Annotated in this window: 21 protein-coding genes; 11 read left to right on the top strand and 10 right to left on the bottom strand. The window is 35.8% G+C overall.

What is annotated here, in order from left to right:
* Nucleotides 1-65: 65 nt before the first annotated feature.
* From secA to BLT04_RS08260, 3 genes are all read right to left on the bottom strand, one after another.
* Nucleotides 66-3140 (bottom strand): preprotein translocase subunit SecA, encoded by a 3075-nt coding sequence (secA, locus tag BLT04_RS08250; protein ID WP_089755305.1) that lies wholly within the window; start codon nt 3138-3140, stop codon nt 66-68.
* A gap of 126 nt (nt 3141-3266) precedes the next feature.
* Nucleotides 3267-3488: a DUF2795 domain-containing protein gene (locus BLT04_RS08255; protein ID WP_027382805.1), complete on the bottom strand. Its 222-nt coding sequence runs from the start codon at nt 3486-3488 to the stop codon at nt 3267-3269.
* Between the two features lie 140 nt (nt 3489-3628).
* Complete coding sequence (locus tag BLT04_RS08260) at nt 3629-4651, bottom strand: GDP-mannose 4,6-dehydratase (RefSeq protein WP_089755306.1); 1023 nt, start codon at nt 4649-4651, stop codon at nt 3629-3631.
* Between the two features lie 89 nt (nt 4652-4740).
* Between BLT04_RS08260 and BLT04_RS08265 the strand changes: the two genes are divergently transcribed.
* Both BLT04_RS08265 and BLT04_RS08270 read left to right on the top strand, forming a co-directional pair.
* Nucleotides 4741-5538 (top strand): DUF2797 domain-containing protein, encoded by a 798-nt coding sequence (locus BLT04_RS08265; protein WP_089755307.1) that lies wholly within the window; start codon nt 4741-4743, stop codon nt 5536-5538.
* 35 nt (nt 5539-5573) lie between these two features.
* Complete coding sequence (locus BLT04_RS08270) at nt 5574-8231, top strand: hypothetical protein (protein WP_089755308.1); 2658 nt, start codon at nt 5574-5576, stop codon at nt 8229-8231.
* A gap of 19 nt (nt 8232-8250) precedes the next feature.
* Here the strand turns inward: BLT04_RS08270 and BLT04_RS08275 are convergent, their stop codons facing one another.
* On the bottom strand, nt 8251-8601 hold the full coding sequence (locus tag BLT04_RS08275; protein ID WP_089755309.1) for a hypothetical protein: 351 nt from the start codon (nt 8599-8601) through the stop codon (nt 8251-8253).
* A gap of 171 nt (nt 8602-8772) precedes the next feature.
* Here BLT04_RS08275 and BLT04_RS08280 point away from each other — a divergent pair, with 171 nt between their 5' ends.
* Together BLT04_RS08280 and BLT04_RS08285 are read left to right on the top strand one after the other, a co-directional pair.
* Nucleotides 8773-8967, top strand: a complete 195-nt coding sequence (locus BLT04_RS08280) for a hypothetical protein (RefSeq protein WP_089755310.1) — start codon at nt 8773-8775, stop codon at nt 8965-8967.
* A 125-nt stretch (nt 8968-9092) separates the two neighbouring features.
* Entirely contained in the window at nt 9093-10139 is a 1047-nt protein-coding gene (locus BLT04_RS08285) for a PA0069 family radical SAM protein (RefSeq protein ID WP_089755311.1), read from the top strand.
* A gap of 146 nt (nt 10140-10285) precedes the next feature.
* Here BLT04_RS08285 and BLT04_RS19200 read toward each other — a convergent pair whose 3' ends face one another.
* Nucleotides 10286-10447: a bacteriocin-like protein gene (locus BLT04_RS19200; RefSeq protein ID WP_164463259.1), complete on the bottom strand. Its 162-nt coding sequence runs from the start codon at nt 10445-10447 to the stop codon at nt 10286-10288.
* Nucleotides 10448-10701: 254 nt separating this feature from the next.
* Here BLT04_RS19200 and BLT04_RS08290 point away from each other — a divergent pair, with 254 nt between their 5' ends.
* Nucleotides 10702-10971 carry a bacteriocin-like protein gene (locus tag BLT04_RS08290; RefSeq protein ID WP_089755312.1) on the top strand — a complete coding sequence of 90 codons (270 nt, stop codon included), beginning with the start codon at nt 10702-10704 and terminating at the stop codon, nt 10969-10971.
* Between the two features lie 56 nt (nt 10972-11027).
* Here the strand turns inward: BLT04_RS08290 and BLT04_RS08295 are convergent, their stop codons facing one another.
* Nucleotides 11028-11978 (bottom strand): isopenicillin N synthase family dioxygenase, encoded by a 951-nt coding sequence (locus BLT04_RS08295; RefSeq protein ID WP_089755313.1) that lies wholly within the window; start codon nt 11976-11978, stop codon nt 11028-11030.
* Between the two features lie 86 nt (nt 11979-12064).
* On the opposite strand from BLT04_RS08295, the gene menD reads away from it, so the two are divergent.
* Complete coding sequence (menD, locus tag BLT04_RS08300; RefSeq protein WP_089755314.1) at nt 12065-13744, top strand: 2-succinyl-5-enolpyruvyl-6-hydroxy-3-cyclohexene-1-carboxylic-acid synthase; 1680 nt, start codon at nt 12065-12067, stop codon at nt 13742-13744.
* Here menD and BLT04_RS08305 read toward each other — a convergent pair.
* Nucleotides 13741-14367: an aminotransferase class IV gene (locus BLT04_RS08305; protein WP_089755315.1), complete on the bottom strand. Its 627-nt coding sequence runs from the start codon at nt 14365-14367 to the stop codon at nt 13741-13743. The genes menD and BLT04_RS08305 overlap by 4 nt on opposite strands.
* The gene (locus BLT04_RS08310; RefSeq protein WP_089755316.1) at nt 14351-15328 is read right to left on the bottom strand and encodes an aminodeoxychorismate synthase component I; all 978 of its coding nucleotides are present in this window, start codon (nt 15326-15328) and stop codon (nt 14351-14353) included. Before BLT04_RS08310 ends, BLT04_RS08305 begins: the two co-directional genes overlap by 17 nt.
* Before the next feature lie 47 nt (nt 15329-15375).
* On the opposite strand from BLT04_RS08310, the gene BLT04_RS08315 reads away from it, so the two are divergent.
* The 4 genes from BLT04_RS08315 (at nt 15376) to BLT04_RS08330 (ending at nt 18265) form a co-directional block, all read left to right on the top strand.
* Nucleotides 15376-16098: a hypothetical protein gene (locus BLT04_RS08315; protein ID WP_089755317.1), complete on the top strand. Its 723-nt coding sequence runs from the start codon at nt 15376-15378 to the stop codon at nt 16096-16098.
* A 72-nt stretch (nt 16099-16170) separates the two neighbouring features.
* Nucleotides 16171-16908 carry a beta-carotene 15,15'-monooxygenase gene (locus BLT04_RS08320; protein ID WP_089755318.1) on the top strand — a complete coding sequence of 246 codons (738 nt, stop codon included), beginning with the start codon at nt 16171-16173 and terminating at the stop codon, nt 16906-16908.
* Nucleotides 16909-16910: 2 nt separating this feature from the next.
* Nucleotides 16911-17999: an AI-2E family transporter gene (locus BLT04_RS08325; protein ID WP_089755319.1), complete on the top strand. Its 1089-nt coding sequence runs from the start codon at nt 16911-16913 to the stop codon at nt 17997-17999.
* A gap of 11 nt (nt 18000-18010) precedes the next feature.
* Nucleotides 18011-18265, top strand: coding sequence for a DUF3820 family protein (locus tag BLT04_RS08330; RefSeq protein WP_089755562.1), 255 nt, complete (start codon nt 18011-18013; stop codon nt 18263-18265).
* A gap of 60 nt (nt 18266-18325) precedes the next feature.
* Here the strand turns inward: BLT04_RS08330 and BLT04_RS08335 are convergent, their stop codons facing one another.
* Both BLT04_RS08335 and uvrB read right to left on the bottom strand, forming a co-directional pair.
* Entirely contained in the window at nt 18326-18700 is a 375-nt protein-coding gene (locus tag BLT04_RS08335; protein ID WP_089755320.1) for a VOC family protein, read from the bottom strand.
* Nucleotides 18701-18745: 45 nt separating this feature from the next.
* Nucleotides 18746-20737, bottom strand: a complete 1992-nt coding sequence (gene uvrB, locus BLT04_RS08340) for an excinuclease ABC subunit UvrB (RefSeq protein ID WP_089755321.1) — start codon at nt 20735-20737, stop codon at nt 18746-18748.
* A 100-nt stretch (nt 20738-20837) separates the two neighbouring features.
* Between uvrB and BLT04_RS08345 the strand changes: the two genes are divergently transcribed.
* Entirely contained in the window at nt 20838-22055 is a 1218-nt protein-coding gene (locus tag BLT04_RS08345) for a PQQ-dependent sugar dehydrogenase (protein ID WP_089755322.1), read from the top strand.
* Nucleotides 22056-22107 lie beyond the last annotated feature (52 nt).

Below are 22107 nucleotides of genomic sequence, written 5' to 3' on the forward strand. Positions count from 1 at the left end.
TTGAATAACAAAAAACCGCTCCATGCAGTGCTGGAGCGGTTTTCTATTTTATTATTAATTATTTCTTAAGCAGGAATTTCTCCTTTATATAAGAATGAAATAATCTCTTTATTCATTTTATCTACCATTTCGCTGAATAAATGGAAAGATTCTTGTTTGTAAATTACAAGCGGATCTTTCTGCTCGTAAACAGCTCCCTGAGAAGATCTTCTCAAATCATCCATTTCACGAAGGTGAAGCTTCCAGTTTTCATCGATGATTGATAAAGTGATGTTCTTTTCGAAATCATTGATTAAACTTTCACAATGCGTATCATAAGCTTCCTTAAGATCGGCAACAATAGTCATTGTTTTGTGACCGTCTGAGAAAGGAACCTGGATCATTTTAAACATCGAACCTTGATTCTGATACACATTCTCAATAATCGGGAATGATTTTTCTTTCAGTAGATTCAGTTTCATCTGATAATCTTCCTGAGCAGCTTTGAATAAAATATTCGTCAGTTCCTGAACATTTTTATTACCAAAGTCGCTTTCAGAAACAGGAGAACCCATTGTGAAATTCTTGATTACTTCAAATTCAAAATCTTTGAAGCTTCCGTTTGCTTTTCCTTTCGTAACGATAGAATTAGAAACGTCAAAAATCATATTGGTAATGTCATACTTCAAATGGTCTCCGAACAGGGCGTTCTTTCTTCTTTTGTAGATTACGTCACGTTGCTTGTTCATCACGTCATCATATTCAAGAAGTCTTTTTCTGATTCCGAAATTATTTTCCTCTACTTTTTTCTGAGCTCTTTCGATAGACTTGCTGATCATAGAATGCTGAATTACTTCACCTTCTTTATGACCCATTCTGTCCATCATTTTAGCGATTCTCTCGGAACCGAACAAACGCATCAAGTTGTCTTCAAGAGACACATAGAACTGCGAGCTTCCCGGATCTCCCTGACGTCCCGCTCTACCTCTCAACTGTCTGTCAACACGTCTTGAATCGTGTCTTTCTGTACCGATAATTGCCAAACCTCCCGCTTCCTTTACCTCTTTTGTCAGCTTAATATCCGTACCACGACCTGCCATGTTGGTTGCAATTGTTACAACTCCCGGCTGACCTGCTCCGGCAACGATTTCCGCTTCCTTCTTGTGAAGTTTCGCGTTAAGAACCTGGTGAGATATTTTTCTTAGCTGGAGGGCTTTTGATAATAATTGTGAAATCTCAACAGACGTTGTACCGACCAATACAGGTCTTTTTGCTGCTGTTAATTTTTCAATTTCTTCAATTACCGCGTTATATTTTTCTCTGTTAGTTTTGAAAACTAAATCTTGTCTGTCATGTCGTAAAATCGGACGGTTGGTAGGAATTACCACAACGTCTAATTTGTAGATTTCCCAAAGCTCACCCGCTTCAGTTTCGGCTGTACCTGTCATCCCTGCAAGCTTGTTGTACATACGGAAATAGTTCTGAAGGGTTACCGTTGCAAAAGTCTGCGTCGCCGCTTCGATTTTTACATTTTCTTTCGCTTCGATCGCTTGGTGAAGGCCGTCTGAATAACGTCTTCCCTCCATGATACGGCCGGTTTGCTCGTCAACGATTTTTACCTCGCCGTCAATAACCACATATTCATCATCTTTTTCAAATAATGTATATGCTTTTAATAACTGACTCATCGTGTGTACTCTTTCTGATTTTTCAGCAAATTCAGAGAATAGTTTTTCTTTAGCTTCAAATTCTTCTTCTTTAGATAAATTTTTAGCTTCAACTTCAGCGATTTCAGTTCCGATATCAGGAAGAACGAAGAAATTGTTATCTGAATTTCCTTGAGACATGTATTCAACACCTTTGTCTGTAAGGTCAACCTGATTATTTTTCTCCTCGATTACGAAATAAAGATCTTTATCTACGATCGGCATATCACGGTTGTTGTCCTGCATGTATTGAGCTTCAGTTTTTTGAAGCAAAGCACGGTTTCCGCTTTCCGATAAGAATTTAATTAATTGTCTGTTTTTAGGAAGGCCTCTGTAAGCCTGAAGCAATTTAAATCCTCCTTCTTTTGTATTTCCGGCAGCGATTAATTTTTTAGCTTCATTAAAAATGGCAGAAACTGTTTTTTTCTGAACTTCAACGATTCTGTCGATAGAGGGTTTAAGAACATCAAATTCCTGTCTGTCTCCCTGTGGAACCGGACCTGAAATGATCAAAGGAGTTCTCGCATCATCTACTAAAACAGAGTCAACCTCATCAACGATGGCAAAGTTTAATTCTCTTTGTACCAATTCTGAAGGTGAAGTTACCATGTTATCTCTCAGATAATCGAAGCCAAATTCGTTGTTGGTTCCGTAAGTGATATCTGAATTGTATGCTTTTCTTCTTCCATCTGAGTTCGGCTGGTGATTGTCGATACAGTCGATCGACATTCCGTGGAACTGATATAAAGGGCCCATCCAGGCGGAGTCTCTTTTTGCAAGATAGTCATTGACTGTTACAACGTGAACACCTCTTCCGGGAAGGGAATTTAAGTAAATAGGTAATGTTCCTACCAAAGTTTTACCTTCACCGGTTGCCATTTCGGCAATTTTACCGCTGTGAAGAATAACCCCTCCGATAAACTGAACATCATAGTGGACCATATCCCAAACTACAGGAGTTCCGGCAGCGTCCCATGAGCTTTTCCAAACGGCTTGATCTCCTTGAATTTCAACGAAATCTTTCCCCGCAGCAGCCAATTCTCTGTCCCAATCAGATGCTTTGATACGGATTTCTCCGTTCTGCGCCCATCTTCTTGCTGTTTCTTTTACGACTGCAAAAGCTTCAGGAAGGATTTGTAAGAGAACTTTCTCTTCGATTTCGTATGATTCTTTCTTTAGAGTCTCAATTTTTGAAAAAAGAGCTTCTTTTTCGTCAACATTTGTCGAGTCTTTTATTTGCTCTTTTACCTGTTCTATCTGAGCTGTGATTTTGCTGGTTGCAGATTTTATATTCTCTTTAAACTCAGCAGTTTTTTCTCTCAAACCATCATCAGACAATTGCTGAATGCTTGGTTCAACAGCTTTGATTTTTGTTACAACTTTTTTTACTTCTTTTAGGTCCTGCGCTTTCTTGTCTCCCAAAAACCCTTTAAGAACTTTGTTTAAAAAACTCATAAATTTTTTGCTTTATGCCTAAAGCGATATGCTTTAAGCGTTTTTAATAACACTTATCGTGCAAAATTGATATTTAAAAAAGGGCAAAAAAGCTCTAAGCAAATGCCTAAAGCTTAATGCTTTAATTTAATATTCGTCTTCGTTCCAAAGATAATCTTCGTCCGTAGGATAGTCGCTCCAGATCTCATCGATCGCATCATAAATTTCTCCTTCATCTTCGATTGCTTGAAGATTTTCTACGACTTCCATAGGTGCACCAGTTCTGATTGCGTAATCGATAAGCTCTGCTTTTGTCATTGGCCAAGGTGCGTCACTTAAATATGAAGCTAATTCTAATGTCCAGTACATAATTTTCTAATTTTTTGCAAAAGTATAAAATTAGCTTATATTATATGCTTTTTTATACTTGATTTTCAATTCTTTTTATTAATTTTTGTTCATTGTGCGTCACAAACCGAGTTATAGCTTGTGTCAACAACTTGCTGATGTCATTTTCTCAAAAACCATTCCACAAATTTTTTTATGCCATTTTGGAAGTGTGTGGTTGGTTTGTAGCCTATTAAAGTCTTCGCTTTTGTAATGTCTGCGTTGGTTTTCTGCACATCTCCGGCCTGCATCGGCAGCATTTTCTTGTTGGCAGATTTTCCGAGAGTTTTTTCAATTGTGGCAAGCATTTCATTTAAAGTAATGACCTCGCTTTCGCCCAGATTAAGAATCTCATATACCTTCGAATTACTTTCTAAATAGCTGATCGACTTTGTAATTCCGTCAATAATATCTTCAATATACGTATAATCTCTTGCCGTGCTTCCGTCACCATAGAAAGGGATTTCCTGACCTTCTGATATAAGTTTTGTGAACTTATGTATCGCTAAATCAGGCCTTTGTCTCGGTCCGTAAACCGTGAAAAACCTTAATTGGATCATATCAACATTATATAATTGATGATAAACATGTCCTAAAATCTCGCCACATTTTTTTGTCGCAGCATAAGGCGAAATGGGATTATCAACATTATCTGTTTCAGCAAAAGGAATTTTTTCATTGTTTCCGTAAACGCTTGAAGATGAAGCGCAAACGAATTTTTTTATTCCAAAATCTTTACATAATTCCCAAAGATTCATCGTGCCGCGGATATTTACCTCTTCATATTCCAAAGGTCTTTCGATAGATGGACGCACGCCCGCAAGCGCCGCAAGATGGATAATTAAATCAATTTTATGATTTTTAAAAATATCTTCAAGTCCGTTTTTATCCCGAATATCCTGATAATATAAAACATAATTGTCTGATTTTGAAAGTGAAATTAAATTTTTAATATCATTTTCCTTATCAGAGAACTCAAAGTCAGAATTTTTATCAATTGACTCTAAAGTATTTTTAATTTTTATCTGATAATTATAAAAGTTATCAAAATTGTCAATGTTTATGACAGAATGTCCTTTTTTTAATAATTGTTCTACCAAGTGAGAACCAATAAACCCGCTTCCTCCTGTTACAAGATAATTCATCTGTGATTTTTTCTTACTGCAAAAATATAAAATTTACTATTTGAAAATATAATCATTAAATTTACTTAAAAAAGTAATATAAAATTAATATGCAGTTTCAAGGGCAAATTTTAAAGATGACGAGTTTTGATGATCAGCCGATTCAATACTATCTCAACCTTTCCGGGGATTTGATTCATATGAATGAATTGTTCGGAAAAGAATTAACGATAAAGCACACCGGTTTTCAATGTGTAAACTGCAGTGAGCCGAAACCAATTTACAGAATGGGTTTTTGTAAAAACTGTTTCTTTGAAAGCCCTTATGCAAGTGATACCATCATTCGTCCCGAGCTTTCTACCGCACATCTTGGCGTTGCAGAACGTAATCTGGAGGTTGAGCAGGAAATTCAGCTTCAGCCGCACACGGTTTATCTGGCTTATACAGGTGATGTAAAAGTGGGGGTGACAAGAAATACGCAAATTCCTACCCGATGGATCGATCAGGGGGCAACTTTTGCGCTGCCGATTGCAAGAACTGAAAACCGCTACGAAGCCGGAATGATTGAGGTTGCCTTAAAAAATCACCTTCCCGATAAAACAAACTGGAAAAAAATGCTGCAGGATGATTTTGAAGGAGAAATTGATCTGGCAGATTTTCAGCAAAAAATAAAGCAATATTTTCCCGAAGATTTCCAGAAATTCTACAGCGAAGGCGAAAATTTGTGGAAATTCGATTATCCTTTTGAAAAACCGGAGAAAATAAATTCATTTACTTTGGATAAAAAACCGGAGTTTACAGGAAAGCTGAGAGGTATTAAAGGACAGTATTTAAGCTTTGAAGGAGGCAATTTTATTAATGTACGAGGTCATGAAGGATATGTTATTGAATTGAATGTAAAAAATTAATCATATCTTTAAAATGATTTAAAAAAATCATTAAAATGAAGAAATGGGTGAAAAGGCTTTTAATCGGGTTGGGGATTTTGCTGGTGGTATTTTTACTGGCAAATCTTGGATTAAATATTTGGCTTAAAACCCAGCTTCCCAATTATATTAAAAATAATACAGAGTATAAGGTTTCTTATAAATCGCTGGATGTAGATCTTGGTTCCGGAAACATTCTGGCAACAGGAATCACAGTTAATAGTAAAAATCCTCAAAACATCAATGTTATTGGGCTTCAGGGAACGATTGACACCCTAAGCATAAGCCGTTTTGGAATCTATGATGCGGTCTTTAATAAGCAGATCAGGTCGTCTGATCTACTCTTGGGAAGCCCGAATCTGAACGTGATTCTTGCAAAACCGATCGACAATAAAACCGGGAAAAAGAGAAATCCTGTTTTGTTTGAAAACATCAGAATCAATAATGGCAGGATAAATATTTTTAAGCACACAAAACAAAAATTTTTATCAGTTCAGCAGCTTGATCTGTATGTTGAAAATTTACAGATGACCGAAGAATCTGTAGAAAATAAATTACCCGTTGTTTTTGATAAATATACGATCAGAGGGAAGAATTTTTTCTTTCGCCCGAATACTATTTATGCATTGACAATCAATACGATAAAAACTTCAAATGGCCAAATGTCTGTTGAGGATTTCCGGCTGATTCCGTTGTTGGATTTTAATCAGTTTAAGAGATTTTATCCTAAAAAAACAAAGCTTTTTCAGTTTACTATTCAGAAAATGGATTTTAAGGATGTGGTTTTAAAAAGAAATGCCGTATCGCTTGCCAATGCAGATTTTCAGAATCCCAATCTTTTGGTTTATACAACAAATGCAGTACCTGTAAAAATTGAAAAGCCACTTAATTTTGAGCTTAATCTTGAAGATGTTACCTTAAATAATGCCACAATTCAGGTGTTAAAGCCCGACGGCAATAATCTTTTCTTTGCAAAAAAACTGAGCCTGGAAGTCAATAAACTGAGGTTTGATAAAGAAACACGGGAAGAAATTGTGCCCGTTAGCTATAAAAGTTTTCAATTTTCAGGAAAAGATATTTTATATTCTAGCCATCAGAATTTTACGATCGGAACGGTTGCCCTGAACACAAAAAGTGGAGAGTTCAGAAATATTTCTGTTGTCCCGAACCCGTCTGATCCCGGAAAAAGATCAATGAATCTGACAGCAAATGCTGTTGCTTTTAACATCAATAAATGGGAATTTGTCAACAAAAAATTAAATCTTGATATAAAAGATGTTTTAGTTGATCATGTAAACGGTATTATTAAAGCTGGAGAACTTAAAACTAAAAAAGCACCGAAAGAAAATAAAATAAACTCAATTCTTGTAGGAAAAATTTTACTTAAAAATTCAAATATTACATATGATAAAGAAAATCAGCCGTTAACTTTTAATGCATTAAATGCGACCGTTAATCAATTTCAATATATATCCAAAGCCAATAACCGCGGGCATGATATTAAGATTAAAAATTATTTTCTGACAACGAAAAATTTTGCGTATAAAACCAGGTTTTATAATATGACGGTCGGATTTTTGAAATTAGATAAGAATAAAATTCAGATCGATAATTTTGCAATGAAACCTCTCATTTCAAGAGCTCAGTTTATCAAAATGATACCTGTAGAAAGTGATCTGTATGATATTAAGGCCAATCAGATAACAGCAGACGGAACCTGGGATCTTTTTTCTCAAAATAAATTGATTAATGCTTCTAATATGGTGATTCAATCTGCGGATGCCAATATTTTCAGAAGTAAAATTCCGGATGATGACCCGAAGGAAAAGCCTTTGTACTCGAGAATGTTGAGATCTTTAAAAATTCCGATGTTTATTAATAATCTGGATTTAAAAAATTCTGTTTTAGTATATGAAGAAGATACACCGGAAAGTGCCGGCCCCGGGAAGCTGACGTTCGGAAATTTTAATATGAATGTTAAAAATTTAAACTCAGCAAAAATAAAAGGAAAGCCGACCCGCGTTGATATTAAGATCAATTGCTCGTTTATGAATCTCGCTCCGTTATCTGTAAACTGGAATTTTGATGTTGCCGACCAGCGTGATGTTTTCAATATTTCGGGACGTACGGTCAATCTCCCGGCACCAGGTATAAATCCGTTTATCCGCCCTTATCTGCACGTTACCGCAACGGGAACGATCCAGGAAATGCTGTTTAATTTCCGAGGAAATCCTGCCGGTTTGAACGGAAGATTTAATTTAAGACATAAAGATCTGAAAGTTGCCATTTTAGATAAAAATAATCAGACGAAAAAAGGGGTTTTAACAGCGATTGCCAATTTGCTTGTAAAATCAGATTCGGGTAAACTTCCTCAGGATGTGATAGTTGAAGATGTGCAGCGCGACCCTACGAAATCTTTTTTCAACTTATTCTGGAAAGGAATTGAGCAGGGCTTAAAGAAAACGCTGATAGGAATAAATATTGATAAAACAAAAAAAACGGTTCAGAATACCGTTTCAGCAGTAAAAGAAGTGAAACAGTCTGTCAAAGAGCTAAAAAATGAAATAAAATCTCCGGAAAAAAATACAGCGCCAAAACCGGCACAAGAAAATAAAGAAAAGAAAGGCTTTCTGAAAAATGTCTTTAAGAAAAAAGAAAAGCCCGAAACTGAGTAGTTGCGGGCTTTATTTTATATTATTCAAAATCAAATTCGTCGCTTTCGAGAATAGGAATTTCTCTGAGAAAATTATCAAACTCTTTAGGATAATTACTCTCTGCTCCATAAGAATCGATGATCATTCCGTAGTTTCCTTCATTGTCTTTTACCACATACAAAACAGCATTATCATCGGGGCTGCTTGGCCCTTCAAAACGGTAGGTTTTTAAGATGGTTAATTCTGAAGGCTGGTATATTTTCTCCGAGTTTTCAAACTTTACTTCACAGTTCTCATTCATCCTAAACTCCCTGTGGATGCCTCTTTGTGCCAGTCTGGTCATTACCTGGCTCAGTGTGGTCATTTTGTCTATGTTTCCTGTACTTTCCATAATAATATTTTGTTGAATACTACAATAATTAAACCACTAATTTACTAAAATTAAAAATTAGAGAATTATATTTATCTTAATAATAATGTACAATGTTAACAAAAATTATAATTCGAAAATTTCGAATAGGTACACTTTTTGCAATATTGATTTTAATAAATCGGACAAAATATGAAAAAAGAAGTCGGAGTTTTACTGGCAGGAGGAGTTGGTCTATTGGCAGTATTAAGCATCATCGGGATTAAGAAAATATTACACAGAAAAGATAAAAAATACAGTGATACCTATTCAGATTATCACAGACATTTTGATGACAAAAACCATGATGATGAATATCACGGTATTGAATTTTATGCGCTGAAGTAGTAAAAAAATATATTTAATCATGTTTAAAATCCAACGCTTATTTTTAGGTGTTGGATTTTTTTGTGGAAAACTTTAGTGTTAAAACTCATTATTTTATTAAAATTCCATTATAATTTTACATCAGAATGCAGAACGAAAATATCATAAAAGGTCAGGGCGCACAGCGAAATGTTATCAACCGTTTCGACAGGTACACCTTTGAGCCTGAGGATGAGGATTTCGAAACTGTAAAAACAACTTTCACCGAAGTTTTTCCGAAAACGATTGTAAATCAGGTTAAAAGCGAAGATTTACCAATGGAGTATTCCATGAATCCGTATCAGGGTTGTGAGCACGGCTGCTCGTATTGTTTTGCAAGACCTACCCATGAATATTGGGGATACAGCGCCGGAATTGACTTTGAGAGAAAAATAATGGTCAAAAAAAACGCCCCTGAATTATTAGAAAAATTTTTCCAGAAAAGAGGTTACAAACCTGCTCCGATTTTACTCTCAGGAAATACAGATTGCTATCAGCCTGCCGAACGACAATTTGAGATCACCCGAAAACTATTGCAGGTTTGCCTCGATTATAGGCATCCCGTGAATGTCCTCACGAAAAATGCATTGGTATTGAGGGATTTGGATATTTTGAAACTGATGGCTGAGCAGAATCTGGTGTCTGTTTCGCTAAGCATTCCCACCATTAATGAAGAACTGCGCAGAAAAATGGAACCCCGAACAAGCTCTGCCAATAATAAACTGAAAGCTGTTGAAGTTCTTTCCCAAAATAAAATCCCTGTCCATGTGATGGTTGCGCCGATAATTCCCGGTCTCAACAGTGATGAGCCTTTGACGATTTTAAAAGCAATTTCTGAGGCCGGCGCACAAAGTTTTGGATATACGTTGGTAAGATTAAATGATACGGTCGAGCCTGTTTTTGTAAAATGGATTGAATCCAGCTTTCCTGATCGCGCGCAGAAGGTTTTAAACTTAATCCGTTCAATGCGAGGCGGAAAATTAGGTGAAAAAAGATACTTTGACAGGCAAAAAGGAGAAGGGAATATTGCAGAAATGATTCACAATACTTTTAAAATAGGAAGAAAAAAATTCTTCGAAGGCAAAGAGTTTCCTAAAGTTTCTACTGCCAATTTTACAGGATCGAAAGATCAGCAATTGAGATTGTTTGATTGAAGTTTTGATTCACCACAGATTACATTGATTTTCACAGATGTTTGTGTTTATTTGTGGGAATATTTGTGTTTAAATAACAATATTTATTAAAAATAAAAACCGCTCCAAAAGGAACGGTTTTCTTATAAATCTTTTTTGAATTTCAATTACATTGAGTCATCCGGACATGTAAATTTATCACTGCAAGTTGCGCAAATCACAACTCCGTTGCAATAATACATACAAAATTCAGGTTCCGGAAGTTTAATTCCTCCTGCTCCAGAAATACTCTTTAATTGGCCTTTGCTTAGTTTTTTTAAATTTTTCATATTGTTTTAATTAAAAATTTGATAGTAAAGTAAAGATAATTAAAAATTTATTAACTCAAGTGATTTTGAATTAATTTTTAATGATTGATTTAAAAATTAATATTCGTAATTATTGTTTATGTACTTCAAAATTCATTTAATTGTGAATAAAAAATGTAAAAGTTTGATTATGAATGAAAAAACGTATAATTTTAATAAAATAAAGCGGTATCCGAAAAGCTTATAGAGTAGGAAAACATCAAAAACAAAAAACTATGAAAAACTTCAGAAAACTTTCAAGAGAAGAAAAAAAGAAAATTTCTGCGGGTGATTCTCCGTCTTCATGCTTTGAAGGCGGAGGTCCGGGCACGGGAGGTTGTGCTGTGGGGCAGATCTGTTCTGGCGGAACGTGTATTCGTTACGTACCACCCGGAACAGGCGGCGGCGGAACTCCCGGAGGAGGAGATACCTATACTTGTATTTGCCCGTGGGGAACTGTTATTCAGTCTACACCTTGTCCGGAATTTACTTGTATAACGGGATAAGTTTAAAGAACAAACCTTATAGGTTTTGAAGCCTATAAGGTTTAGTTGATAATTAATTATTTTTTGATCAAGCCCAATTCAATAAGCCTTTCATGTAAAAATTCTCCGGCAGTTATATCCTCATACAACTTAGGATGGTTTTCGTCAACGCAATTGTCAAGGGTATTTAATGACATTTCGCTGATCGGGTGCATGAAAAAAGGAATTGAATATCTTGAAGTTCCCCACAATTCTCTTGGCGGATTGACCACTCTGTGGATCGTAGATTTCAGTTTGTTATTGGTGTGTCTTGACAGCATATCTCCAACGTTGATCATCAATTCGTCAGGTTCTGCGATCGCATCGATCCATTCTCCTTTGTGGTTTTGTACCTGAAGGCCTTTTCCCTGAGAACCCATTAAAAGAGTGATCAGATTGATGTCTCCGTGTGCTGCTGCTCTTACCGCATCATCAGGCTCCTGAGTGATTGGCGGATAATGAATCGGTCTTAAAATAGAATTTCCTTCTGCAATTTTATCATCAAAATAAAATTCGTCAAGACCGAGATACAACGCCAAAGCTCTTAACACATATTTCCCTGTTTTTTCAAGCATTTGGTACGTTTCTTTACCCACTTCATTGAACTTTGGAAGCTCTTCAACGATCACATTATCAGGATACTCGCTTTTATATTTGGAATTGTCGGAAACATATTGCCCGAAATGCCAAAATTCTTTCAAATCCCCTTTTTTAAAACCTTTTGCAGTCTCTTTACCAAATCCTACATAACCTCTTTGTCCACCGATTCCGGGGATCTCATACTTCTGTTTCGTTTCCGTTGGAAGCTCAAAAAAGTTTTTTACCTCTCCATACAATTCACTCACCAGCTTATCATCAAGAAAGTGCCCTTTTAAGGCTACAAACCCGATTTCTTCATAAGCTTTTCCGATTTCATTTACAAATTTCTGTTTGCGTTCCGGGTCGCCCGAAAGGAAATCACGCAGGTCTACACTAGGTATTTTATCCATTTTTAGAAATTTAACGTGGTGCTAAATTACATTTTTTTTAAATTAAATGTTTTTAGAATTAAGGATTTATGAACTAAATTTGTCACATGAAAAAATATTCTTCTAAAAGAAGTATTCAGATACTTGCGCATCTTCTTCAGCAGTACGGAATTTCAGATATTATCATCTCTCCGGGATCCAGAAACGCTCCTTTGGCGATTCATTTTGCAGAAATGCCTGGAGTTTTCAACTCTTTCAGCATTGTGGATGAAAGAAGTGCGGCTTTTGTAGGATTGGGAATGGCGATTAGCGAGAAAAAACCTGTGGCAATTACGTGTACAAGTGGTTCTGCAGCGGCCAATTATTATCCTGCGGTGACAGAAGCGTTTTATTCGAATATTCCGCTTTTGATATTAACTGCTGACAGACCAACGGATTATGTTGATATTTTTGACGGGCAAACCATTAGACAGAATAATCTTTTTCATCAGCATTCGTATGGCGATTTTCAGCTTTTAGAAGACAGCAAAGAAGATGCGGAAGATCTTAATTTTGAAATCATTAAAAAAGCAATCGAGCTTTGTATTGAAAAACAAGGTCCGGTACATATTAATATTCCTTTGGAAGAACCTTTGTATGAATTGATTTCCGAACTGCCGACTTTTCCGACGGTTGAAAAAACGATCAAGCAGAAAGAATATGAAATTCCGTCAAATTTAATTGCAGACTGGAATACTTCCCAAAGAATTATGATCCTTGTCGGAACAAGAGATTACAGCCCTGAATTGGAGAATCAATTGACGCAATTGGTTAAAAATCATTCTGTTGTGGTATTAAGTGAAGCCAATTCAAATCTGTATCACGAGAAGTTTTTCAGACATATTGACCGTTATGTTTTTAATTTTTCAGAGGAAGATTATAAAACCTATGCCCCTGATTTACTGATCACTGTGGGGCAGAATGTGGTCTCCAAAAAAGTAAAGCAGTTTTTAAGGAATGCTCATCCGAAACAGCATTGGCATCTGGATGAAGTTTGGCAGCCGGACACGTATTTTGCACTGACGGAAAAGTTAGAGATCAAGCCTGAAATTTTCTTTTCTAAGTTATTGAAATTCATTAATCTAGAGCCAAAACCCTATTTCAATCTTTGGGACGTTTTGAGGGATAAAAAAGATGCAAAGCACAATCAGTTTTTGAATATGGTTGAGTTTTCAGATTTTTATTTCTTCAATAAAGCCTCACAGACGATTCCTGAAAATTATAATATTCATTTCAGCAATAGCTCGGCGATCCGTTATGCCCAGCTTTTTGACTTTGGAAAAAACAGAATTTACTGCAACAGAGGAACCAGCGGAATTGACGGTTCTACTTCAACGGCAATGGGCTTTGCGATCAAAAATACAAATCCTACTTTGTTGATTACGGGTGATTTAAGCTTTTTTTATGACATTAACGGTCTTTGGAATCAATACATTCCGCCATTTGTAAGGATCATTATTTTTAACAATGGGGAAGGAAATATTTTTAAAATTATTCCGGGTCCCGGAAATGCAAATCCGAATACGCTGGATGAATTTATTGCAACAAAGCATCACAAAAATGCGGAGCATCTGGCGAAAAATTTTGGATTCTCTTACACAAAAGTTGAAGATGAAGCAACTTTAGACCGTGTTTTAGAAAATTTCTTCAAACCCGATAATCAACCTAAAATATTGGAAGTCAACACATACGGCATGAACAGTTCGGATGTGCAGAAAGCTTATTTTAATTTTATGAAAGAAAATTAAAGATCCAGATATTCTTCATTTCCGGGTAAATTGATAATTCTGTCAATAGGATAAATAAACATATCGTCAAAATCATTTAACGCGTTAATTAATTGAAAATGTGAGAATTGCTTTAAGTTTTGTAAGGTAACCTCCGTTTCTTTTATTTTCTTATGCTTTAAAAGATTTTGGCGTTGTACACCATTCAGAAGATAGCTTGTAGGCGTAAACCAATCTTTGCCTTTTAAGAATAAAAGGTTGGTAAAAGAGGTATCGGTGATGTGATTATTTTTAACAATAATGATTTCCTCAGCCTTTGATTTCATCTTCATTTTCTCCAGTTCCTTTCTGTCTTCAAACTTAAAGGAATAGTCGAAGCTATTGTTTTCAACTAATTGAAAATCTTCAATTTCAGGAATGGCATAAGGAATCATTTGGGTACGTACTTTTTTATCTAAATCATAGATAATTCTCAATTTGAAAAGTCCATCTTCATCATGTTCTAAATGCTTGTAAATCTTAGCAATATCTATCGAACCTTCTTTCCCAAAATGAGCGAAAGTCTGATCTACACGTTTCTGATGAAATTCCAACAGGTAAATTTCCTGATCTTCTACTTTTATACTTTCAATGAATTGGGACATAGATTTTATTTTTCATTTCCTGATATTCGTCTTCTAACTTGCTCATGTGCGTTATTCCGCCGCCACTTTTAAAATAAAGCTGATCCCCTTCTTTTTCAATAAAACGGATCATCACGCAACTGTCAACATTTTTACCGTCAAACCAGCCGCAAACTCCGGTGTAAAAACCTCTGTCAAAGCCTTCTGCTTCAAGGATTATTTCCAATGTTTTTGGTTTTGGGGCTCCTAAAATAGAGCCTGCTGGCAATAGTGTTTTCATAATACTTCCCACTTTTCCGTCAAATTCAGGTTTTATTATTCCAGAAATTTCGGAGCTCATAGTGTACAGGTCTTTTTGCTGGGTTTTGATAAAGTCAATATGTTGGAATTTATCTACCTTCACATCGTCTGCAACCATGCTGAGATCGTTTCGGAGCAAATCCACAACGGTGTAATGTTCGGCTTTCTCTTTTTTATCATTCTTCAGAATTTCTGCTGCATTTTCCAAAGACGCGTCAATCGTACCTTTCATCGGATACGTCAGAATTTTTCCGTCAATAATCTTAACAAAAGTTTCAGGAGAAAAAAATACAAAAAAATCTTTATAAAAAACTTTATATTTTGCCCTTGAATGATAAAATATTTCGCTAAGCGTTAAATTCGTATCAATTTTAGTTTTGCGGGTGTAATTTACTAAATAAGAGTTTCCTAAATGAATATTTTTCTGAACAATATCAAACCCTTCTTTAAAACTTTCTAAAGACTCAGGATAAGATTTCCATTCTATTTTTTTATTTAATTCGAAGGTGTCTTTTGCGTTTGAAAACCATTGAAAATCAATTAATAAACCTGATTTTTCAATTTCTGATTCTTTATACACTTCTACATTTTCCGAAAGGAAATCGATTATGAAAAAATAGGGAACCTTCTGCTGAGAAAGCTCGTCCATTTCCATAAATTTTTGATGATTCGTTGAAAACATTTGACAAAAGTACTTATTGATGTTTACTTTTGCACTAAATTTTTTTAATGCAGAACAAATATCCTCAGAAACCGGGAATAGACTTTATACTGAAGCAGGCTTTTTTTTATTGGAATAAGACATTGATTTTTCAATTAGTGTTTTCCATTATTTATTTTGCTGTCTTTTTCACATCAATTTTTTTCTTTGCCTCCAAATATGGAATTTGGGAACAGAATCAGGCGCTTATGGAAGCTTTCCAGGAAAGTACACAGGCTTATTTACAAAAAGCGGCAGAGTTAGGAACAACGGAGAATTCGCGTTATTTCAGTTATGCATTTTTGGGGACAATTGTTTTTTTGTACCCTTTGAACCTTGGATTTTTTAAAATCTTCAAAAAAATTGATTTAAATGAAAAAATTGAACTTGGAGACTTGTTTGCCGGTTATAGCGGAATTAATTTCTTTAAATACATAGGATATTTTTTATTTTGGATCTTAATTTACCTGATGATTGCACAAACTATTATTCTTCCATTTTTATGGGTAATGATAACCCTTTTTGTGGCGCCTTTAATGTTTTTTACAGACAAAAGGATTTTTGAGGCCATGTCTTTAAATTTCAAGGCATTGAGAATGTTTTTTCTTGAAGTATCAGTTTGTATGATTGTGGCGCTTTTATTTAAATATGTTGGCTTTATGTTATTTTTTGTAGGCGGATTATTTACTTTTCCTTTCTGGAATGCGATGATTTATTCGCTGTACAAGACGATTTTTACTGAGAAAAATTAAATTTATTGCCTTTAATGTTTTTCTTATCAAAAAAAGTTAAATTTGATAAAATCAACATTAAAAATCAACACCATGTCAGAATTTAACGAATTTGATCAACAGGGTTCCGTTCCGGGTAGAGAAACGGGATCGATTATCTCGCACGCTTTCGAAATGTACAAAGGGATTTTCCTTTATGCCATCATTTCAATGATAATATATCTGATTGGAGACTTTGTCTTACAGTCGATTACGGGATTTAACTCTTGGGGAGGCTTTTCTCAATTCAGAGATTTTGATGGCGATTATTCACAATATGAATATTGGCGAAAACCCGGCTTTTCTCTGTATTATTCTTTTTCAAGTATTTTGGGGATTTTACTTTCTCCGATTTATGTTGGCTTAATTTATATCGCTAATAAATTTAATACTAAAAATCCGATAGAATTCTCTGATTTATTTATCGGTTATCGTCAGAACTTGGGAAATATTCTTTTATACAGCTTATTTACAACAATTATTTTCGGAATTGCTGCGGCTATGTGCGGAATTCCTTTCTTTTTTGTTTTTCCTCTTTTTCTTTTGGGATATCCTATTCTTTTGTTTGAAAATGCCAATGCGATGGATGCGATTAGTAAGACTTATGCTATCGCAAAAGACAATTACGGTACGTTTTTGGGTGCAGGTCTATTGGGCGGGCTCATCAGCATCAGCGGAATTATCCTTTGCTGTATAGGAATTATCGTTACCGCACCATTTATCATGATCGTAATGTACTCTACCTATTGCGCTTACCTTGGAAAACCAAGACAAATAATTTTTAAGAAATAAAAATGAATAAAGATCAGCAAATAAGCAGTGTAAAAATAAAGCAGGTCTCTTTGCTTGCAATAATTTTGGTGTTAACGGCCTTAATTTGTTTTAATCTTGCCCTTTTTATCCCTTCGGTTTTGGGGGCGATTACAATTTATGTCGTTTGCCGGAAGTATAATTTTTACCTTCAGGAAGAAAAAAAATGGAAGCCCTGGGCTTCATCGCTTGTTTTAATGCTTGCAAGTTTAATTATTCTTATTCTTCCGATCTATTTTATTGGTGATCTTCTGATTGATAAATTGGGAAATGCACAGGCCTACATGACAAAATTTAATGTGTTTCTTGAAAAAATACACTCTTACATTTATTCAAAAATAGGGTTTGATATATTAAGTAAAGAAAATATGGTCAAGCTGAGAAGTTCTGTAGGACAATTCTCAACCAAAGCTTTAAGCGGAACTTTTAATACTTTAACGGTTGTGCTTTCCATGTATTTTATTCTTTATTTTATGCTGGAAAAACCGAGGCTTTTTGAGAAAATTCTTTCATCATCTGCACCTCTTAAAAGAGCAAATGTTTCTTTGATCGGTGAAAAGCTGAGAAAATTAATCATGGCCAACGCAATCGGGATTCCTGTTGTGGCAATGGGGCAGGGGCTTGTTGCTTTGATAGGGTATTTTATTTTTGGAGCGCCGAGCCCTGTTTTGTTATTTGCTTTAACAGCGGCGGCTTCAATGGTTCCTGTAGTCGGAGCGGCGATTGTTTATATCCCTGTTTGTATTTTCATGATCGCGGAAGGTGATACGGGACACGGACTTGGACTTGCTGCATATTGTTTAATTATAGTGGGATTAACAGATAATTTGCTCCGCTTTACGCTTCTGAAAAAACTGGAAGATATTCATCCTTTAAATACCGTTTTCGGAATTATCATGGGAATGAGCTTATTCGGATTCATGGGCTTAATTTTTGGTCCGATCCTGATCTCTTTTACTCTTCTCCTGATTCAAGTTTATAGAAATGAATTTTCGGATGAAGACACTCCTCCCGATCTTCATTTACCGGATAAAGATGATGAGCTGGAAGAAAAAATTAATTTAATAGTATAATGATGGAAGGAATAAACCCGGAAATATTACAAGAAATATGTGTCGTAAAAATGCCCTTCGGAAAATATGAAGGAACTGTAATTGCAGACTTACCGATAAGCTATCTCGAATGGTTTCACCGGCAGGGAATGCCCAAAGGTAAACTGGGAATGCAGCTAGCTACGATTTACGAAATAAAATTAAATGGCCTGATGGATTTACTGATTCCAATTCGTGGAGGAGCTGTGAATTACGAAAAGCCAAAAACAAAGACCTACAAATTTTAGCATAAAGTTTCGGCGGCACCGAAGGTGCCGCCGAAACTTATTTTATCGAAAAGCTTTATCTTATTTCGGTTCCCACAACTCAATCTTATTATCTTCAATATCAAGAATGTGCACGAATTTTCCGTAGTCATAAGTCGCGATTTCGTCAAGAATTTTCACCCCTTCTTTTTTTAATTCTTCAACTAACGCTTCCAAATCAGAAACGGTGTAATTGATCATAAACTCTCTTGCAGAAGGCTCAAAATACTTTGTTGTCTCTGCAAACGGGCTCCAGGACAAAGAACCATTTGGATTAGAGCCGGCTACATCTTTCCATTCAAAAGTTGCTCCGTAATCGTTGGTGTCCAGGCCAAGATGAGTTTTATACCATTCTTTCATTTTTTGCGGGTCTTTGCATTTGAAAAAAATGCCGCCAATTCCTGTTACTTTTTTCATTTTCTTATGTTATAGTTTTATGTTTAATTTATTTATAATCAATAGTTAAGCTTTCAAAGCAGCAATTTCATCCCTTAATTTAGCGGCTTTAATAAAATCAAGATTTTTGGCAGCGGCTTCCATTTCTTTTTGCTTTTGGCCGATCATTTTTTCGACATCTTCCGTTGCGTATGTCGCTTTTACTTCGGCTACTTTTTGTAGAATCTGTTTTTGAGTATATTTTTCATCCGGGAAATCCTTGGTTCTGCCGACTAAATTTTCCGATATTTTCTTATTTAAAGCAGTTGGGACCTTGTTATTCTCTTTATTATATTGTATTTGTTTCTCACGACGGTAGTTGGTTTCATCAATCGTTGCCTGCATTGATTTTGTCATCTTATCGGCATACAAAATAGCTTTACCGTTAATATTTCTTGCGGCTCTACCGACCGTCTGAATCATTGATCTTCTGCTCCTTAGCATTCCTTCTTTATCGGCATCTAAGATGGCAACCAACGAAACTTCAGGTAAATCCAAACCTTCTCTTAATAAGTTGACTCCAATTAAAACATCAAAAAGACCGACACGCAGGTCATGCATAATCTGAATACGCTCCAATGTTTCTACATCAGAGTGAATATATCTCGTTCTGATCCCGAATTTTGTGAAATATTTGGTTAATTCTTCCGCCATTTTTTTGGTCAGAGTCGTCACTAAAACCCTTTCATCAATATCAGCTCTTTTCCGGATTTCTTCCATTAAATCATCGATCTGATTCTGGCTTGGCCTGATTTCAATAACAGGGTCTAAAAGCCCTGTCGGACGAATAATTTGCTCAATATACGTTCCTCCTGATTTTTCCAGCTCATAATCAGCGGGTGTTGCAGAAACGTAGATTACCTGATTTTGAATTGCTTCATATTCCTCAAATTTTAAAGGCCTGTTATCCATTGCGGCAGGAAGTCGGAATCCGTATTCAACCAAAGCTTCTTTTCGGCTTCTGTCGCCTCCATACATTGCATGAACCTGTGGAACGGTAACGTGGCTTTCATCAATGACCATTAAATAATCTTTAGGAAAATAATCTAATAAGCAGAAAGGCCTGGAACCCGGAAGCCTCCCGTCTAAATATCGCGAATAGTTCTCGATGCCCGAACAATAACCCAATTCTTTAATCATTTCGAGATCAAGCTCTGTTCTTTCCTGTAATCTTTTGGCTTCCAAGGGTTTTCCTATTTCACTGAAGAAATCGACCTGTTTTACCATATCATCCTGAATATTTTTAATAGCTCCGTTTAAAGTTTCTTTTGAAGTCACAAAAAGATTGGCAGGATAAATCTGAATCTGATCAAAATTTGCCGTAACATTTCCCGAAACCGGGTCAAAACTCTGAATTTTTTCAATTTCATCCCCAAAAAACTGAATTCTGACTGCATTATCTGCATAAGCGGGAAATATATCGATCACATCTCCTTTTACCCTGAACGTACCGCGTTGGAACTCACTTAATGTTCTGGAATATAGGGCGTTAACTAAAGAATGGAGAAGCGCGGTTCTCGTTACTTTCTCGCCAATTGCAACAGAAATCAGTGACTTATGAAATTCTGCAGGATTTCCCACACCATAAATACAGGATACTGAAGCAACGATCAACACATCACGCCTTCCGGAAAGCAAGCTCGCAATAGCTGAAAGTCGTAGTTTTTCAACTTCTTCATTGATGCTCAGGTCCTTTTCTATATAAGTTCCGGTGGTGGCAATGTAGGCTTCCGGTTGATAATAGTCGTAATAGCTCACAAAATATTCAACAGCATTGTCAGGAAAAAATTCTTTAAATTCCATAAAAAGCTGTGCTGCTAACGTCTTATTATGGGCCATGACGATCGTTGGCCTTTGCACGTTCTGAATAACGTTGGCAACGGTAAAAGTTTTCCCGGAACCCGTAACACCCAGTAAAGTCTGGTATTTTTCGCCAATTTCTATTCCTTCGGTAAGTTTTTCAATGGCTTGAGGTTGGTCGCCGGTTGGTTTATATTCTGATTGAAGATTGAAATTCATACATCAAATTTAGGAATAAAAAAGAGTCCTTAAAAATTTTACCGGTCAATTTATGGCATTATTTTTCCATTCATTTTAATTAATCACTAATTACAATACTATGAAAATCAGACCATTTTATATTCCTGTTTTAAGCTTTTTACTGCTTTTATCATCATCCCATAAAAATAATGCTAAAGCTCAGGAAATAGGCAAAGACGGAAGTGTGGAAACCGCAAAACCCAATTCGGATTATAAACCTGCCTTTGTGGGGCAAACAAGAATTAAAGCGGTAAAAACCTCAACTCCTTATACTGTTGAAATTCTAAGTAAAGCCTTAGGAAAACCCTGGGGAATTATTAATTTACCTGACGGAAGATTTTTAATTACAGACAAAAGAGGCTATATGAATGTTGTCTCAACGGACGGGAAACAAATTTCAAAGATCGAAGGATTTCCAAAAGTTGATGATAAAGGACAAGGCGGAATGCTTGATATAGCGCTCGATCCCGATTTTAAAACCAATAATCTAATTTATTTCAGCTTTTCTGAACCTTATGAAAAAGGAAATCATACAGCAGTTGCAAAAGGAATGCTTTCTCCGGATTTAAAAAATATTTCTGAAGTAAAAGTGATTTTCCGGGCAACTCCTACGTACGATGGTGACAAACATTACGGAAGCAGATTAGCATTCGATAAAGAAGGTAATTTATTTGTAAGTACAGGCGAAAGATCGGATAAACAGACGAGAGTATATGCTCAAAGAACAGATAATTATTTAGGTAAAATTTTAAAAATTACCAAAGACGGAAAACCTGCTCCCGGAAATCCTTTTATTGGAAAAGCCGGATTTAAACCTGAAATTTATGCTTACGGAATCAGAAATCCTCAAGGTTTGGCGATTGACCCCAACGGAAATCTTTGGGACGTTGAGATGGGGCCGAGAGGTGGTGATGAAATCAATTTAATTCAGGCCGGAAAAAATTATGGTTGGGGAGATGTAACTTATGGAATTGAATATTCTGGTGAAAAAATAAATAACGGAACAACCCAAAAAGCAGGAACTGAGCAGCCTGTTTATTATTGGGATCCTGTGATTTCGCCAAGCGGAGTCACTTTCTACACCGGAAATATCGACGAATGGAAAGGGAATCTATTCATCGGCTGCTTAAGCGGTGAACATATCAACAGGATTGTGATGAAAGATAATAAAGTTGTCGGTGAAGAACGTCTTTTGGCAGATCAGAAAGAAAGATTCCGTGATGTATTAAATGGCGCGGATGGAAATCTCTACGGCATCACCGACAGCGGAAAATTGTATAAAATATCAAAAAAATAGTCTTTTATATTAATGGTTCGGGCTCAAAACTTCGTTTTGAGCCCGAACCGCT

It is taken from the genome of Chryseobacterium soldanellicola (assembly GCF_900100115.1).
GTDB classification, from domain to species: Bacteria; Bacteroidota; Bacteroidia; order Flavobacteriales; family Weeksellaceae; genus Chryseobacterium; species Chryseobacterium soldanellicola.

Coding starts and splice junctions, on each gene's coding strand:
- BLT04_RS19200 (WP_164463259.1), bottom strand. CDS start 10,447: ATGAAAAATTTAAAAAAACTAAGCAAAGGCCAATTAAAGAGTATTTCT.
- BLT04_RS08255 (WP_027382805.1), bottom strand. CDS start 3,488: ATGTACTGGACATTAGAATTAGCTTCATATTTAAGTGACGCACCTTGG.
- uvrB (WP_089755321.1), bottom strand. CDS start 20,737: ATGAATTTCAATCTTCAATCAGAATATAAACCAACCGGCGACCAACCT.
- BLT04_RS08265 (WP_089755307.1), top strand. CDS start 4,741: ATGCAGTTTCAAGGGCAAATTTTAAAGATGACGAGTTTTGATGATCAG.
- BLT04_RS08285 (WP_089755311.1), top strand. CDS start 9,093: ATGCAGAACGAAAATATCATAAAAGGTCAGGGCGCACAGCGAAATGTT.
- BLT04_RS08260 (WP_089755306.1), bottom strand. CDS start 4,651: ATGAATTATCTTGTAACAGGAGGAAGCGGGTTTATTGGTTCTCACTTG.
- BLT04_RS08275 (WP_089755309.1), bottom strand. CDS start 8,601: ATGGAAAGTACAGGAAACATAGACAAAATGACCACACTGAGCCAGGTA.
- BLT04_RS08305 (WP_089755315.1), bottom strand. CDS start 14,367: ATGTCCCAATTCATTGAAAGTATAAAAGTAGAAGATCAGGAAATTTAC.
- BLT04_RS08290 (WP_089755312.1), top strand. CDS start 10,702: ATGAAAAACTTCAGAAAACTTTCAAGAGAAGAAAAAAAGAAAATTTCT.
- menD (WP_089755314.1), top strand. CDS start 12,065: ATGAAAAAATATTCTTCTAAAAGAAGTATTCAGATACTTGCGCATCTT.
- BLT04_RS08320 (WP_089755318.1), top strand. CDS start 16,171: ATGTCAGAATTTAACGAATTTGATCAACAGGGTTCCGTTCCGGGTAGA.
- BLT04_RS08325 (WP_089755319.1), top strand. CDS start 16,911: ATGAATAAAGATCAGCAAATAAGCAGTGTAAAAATAAAGCAGGTCTCT.
- BLT04_RS08315 (WP_089755317.1), top strand. CDS start 15,376: ATGCAGAACAAATATCCTCAGAAACCGGGAATAGACTTTATACTGAAG.
- BLT04_RS08345 (WP_089755322.1), top strand. CDS start 20,838: ATGAAAATCAGACCATTTTATATTCCTGTTTTAAGCTTTTTACTGCTT.
- BLT04_RS08270 (WP_089755308.1), top strand. CDS start 5,574: ATGAAGAAATGGGTGAAAAGGCTTTTAATCGGGTTGGGGATTTTGCTG.
- BLT04_RS08335 (WP_089755320.1), bottom strand. CDS start 18,700: ATGAAAAAAGTAACAGGAATTGGCGGCATTTTTTTCAAATGCAAAGAC.
- BLT04_RS08280 (WP_089755310.1), top strand. CDS start 8,773: ATGAAAAAAGAAGTCGGAGTTTTACTGGCAGGAGGAGTTGGTCTATTG.
- BLT04_RS08310 (WP_089755316.1), bottom strand. CDS start 15,328: ATGTTTTCAACGAATCATCAAAAATTTATGGAAATGGACGAGCTTTCT.
- secA (WP_089755305.1), bottom strand. CDS start 3,140: ATGAGTTTTTTAAACAAAGTTCTTAAAGGGTTTTTGGGAGACAAGAAA.
- BLT04_RS08295 (WP_089755313.1), bottom strand. CDS start 11,978: ATGGATAAAATACCTAGTGTAGACCTGCGTGATTTCCTTTCGGGCGAC.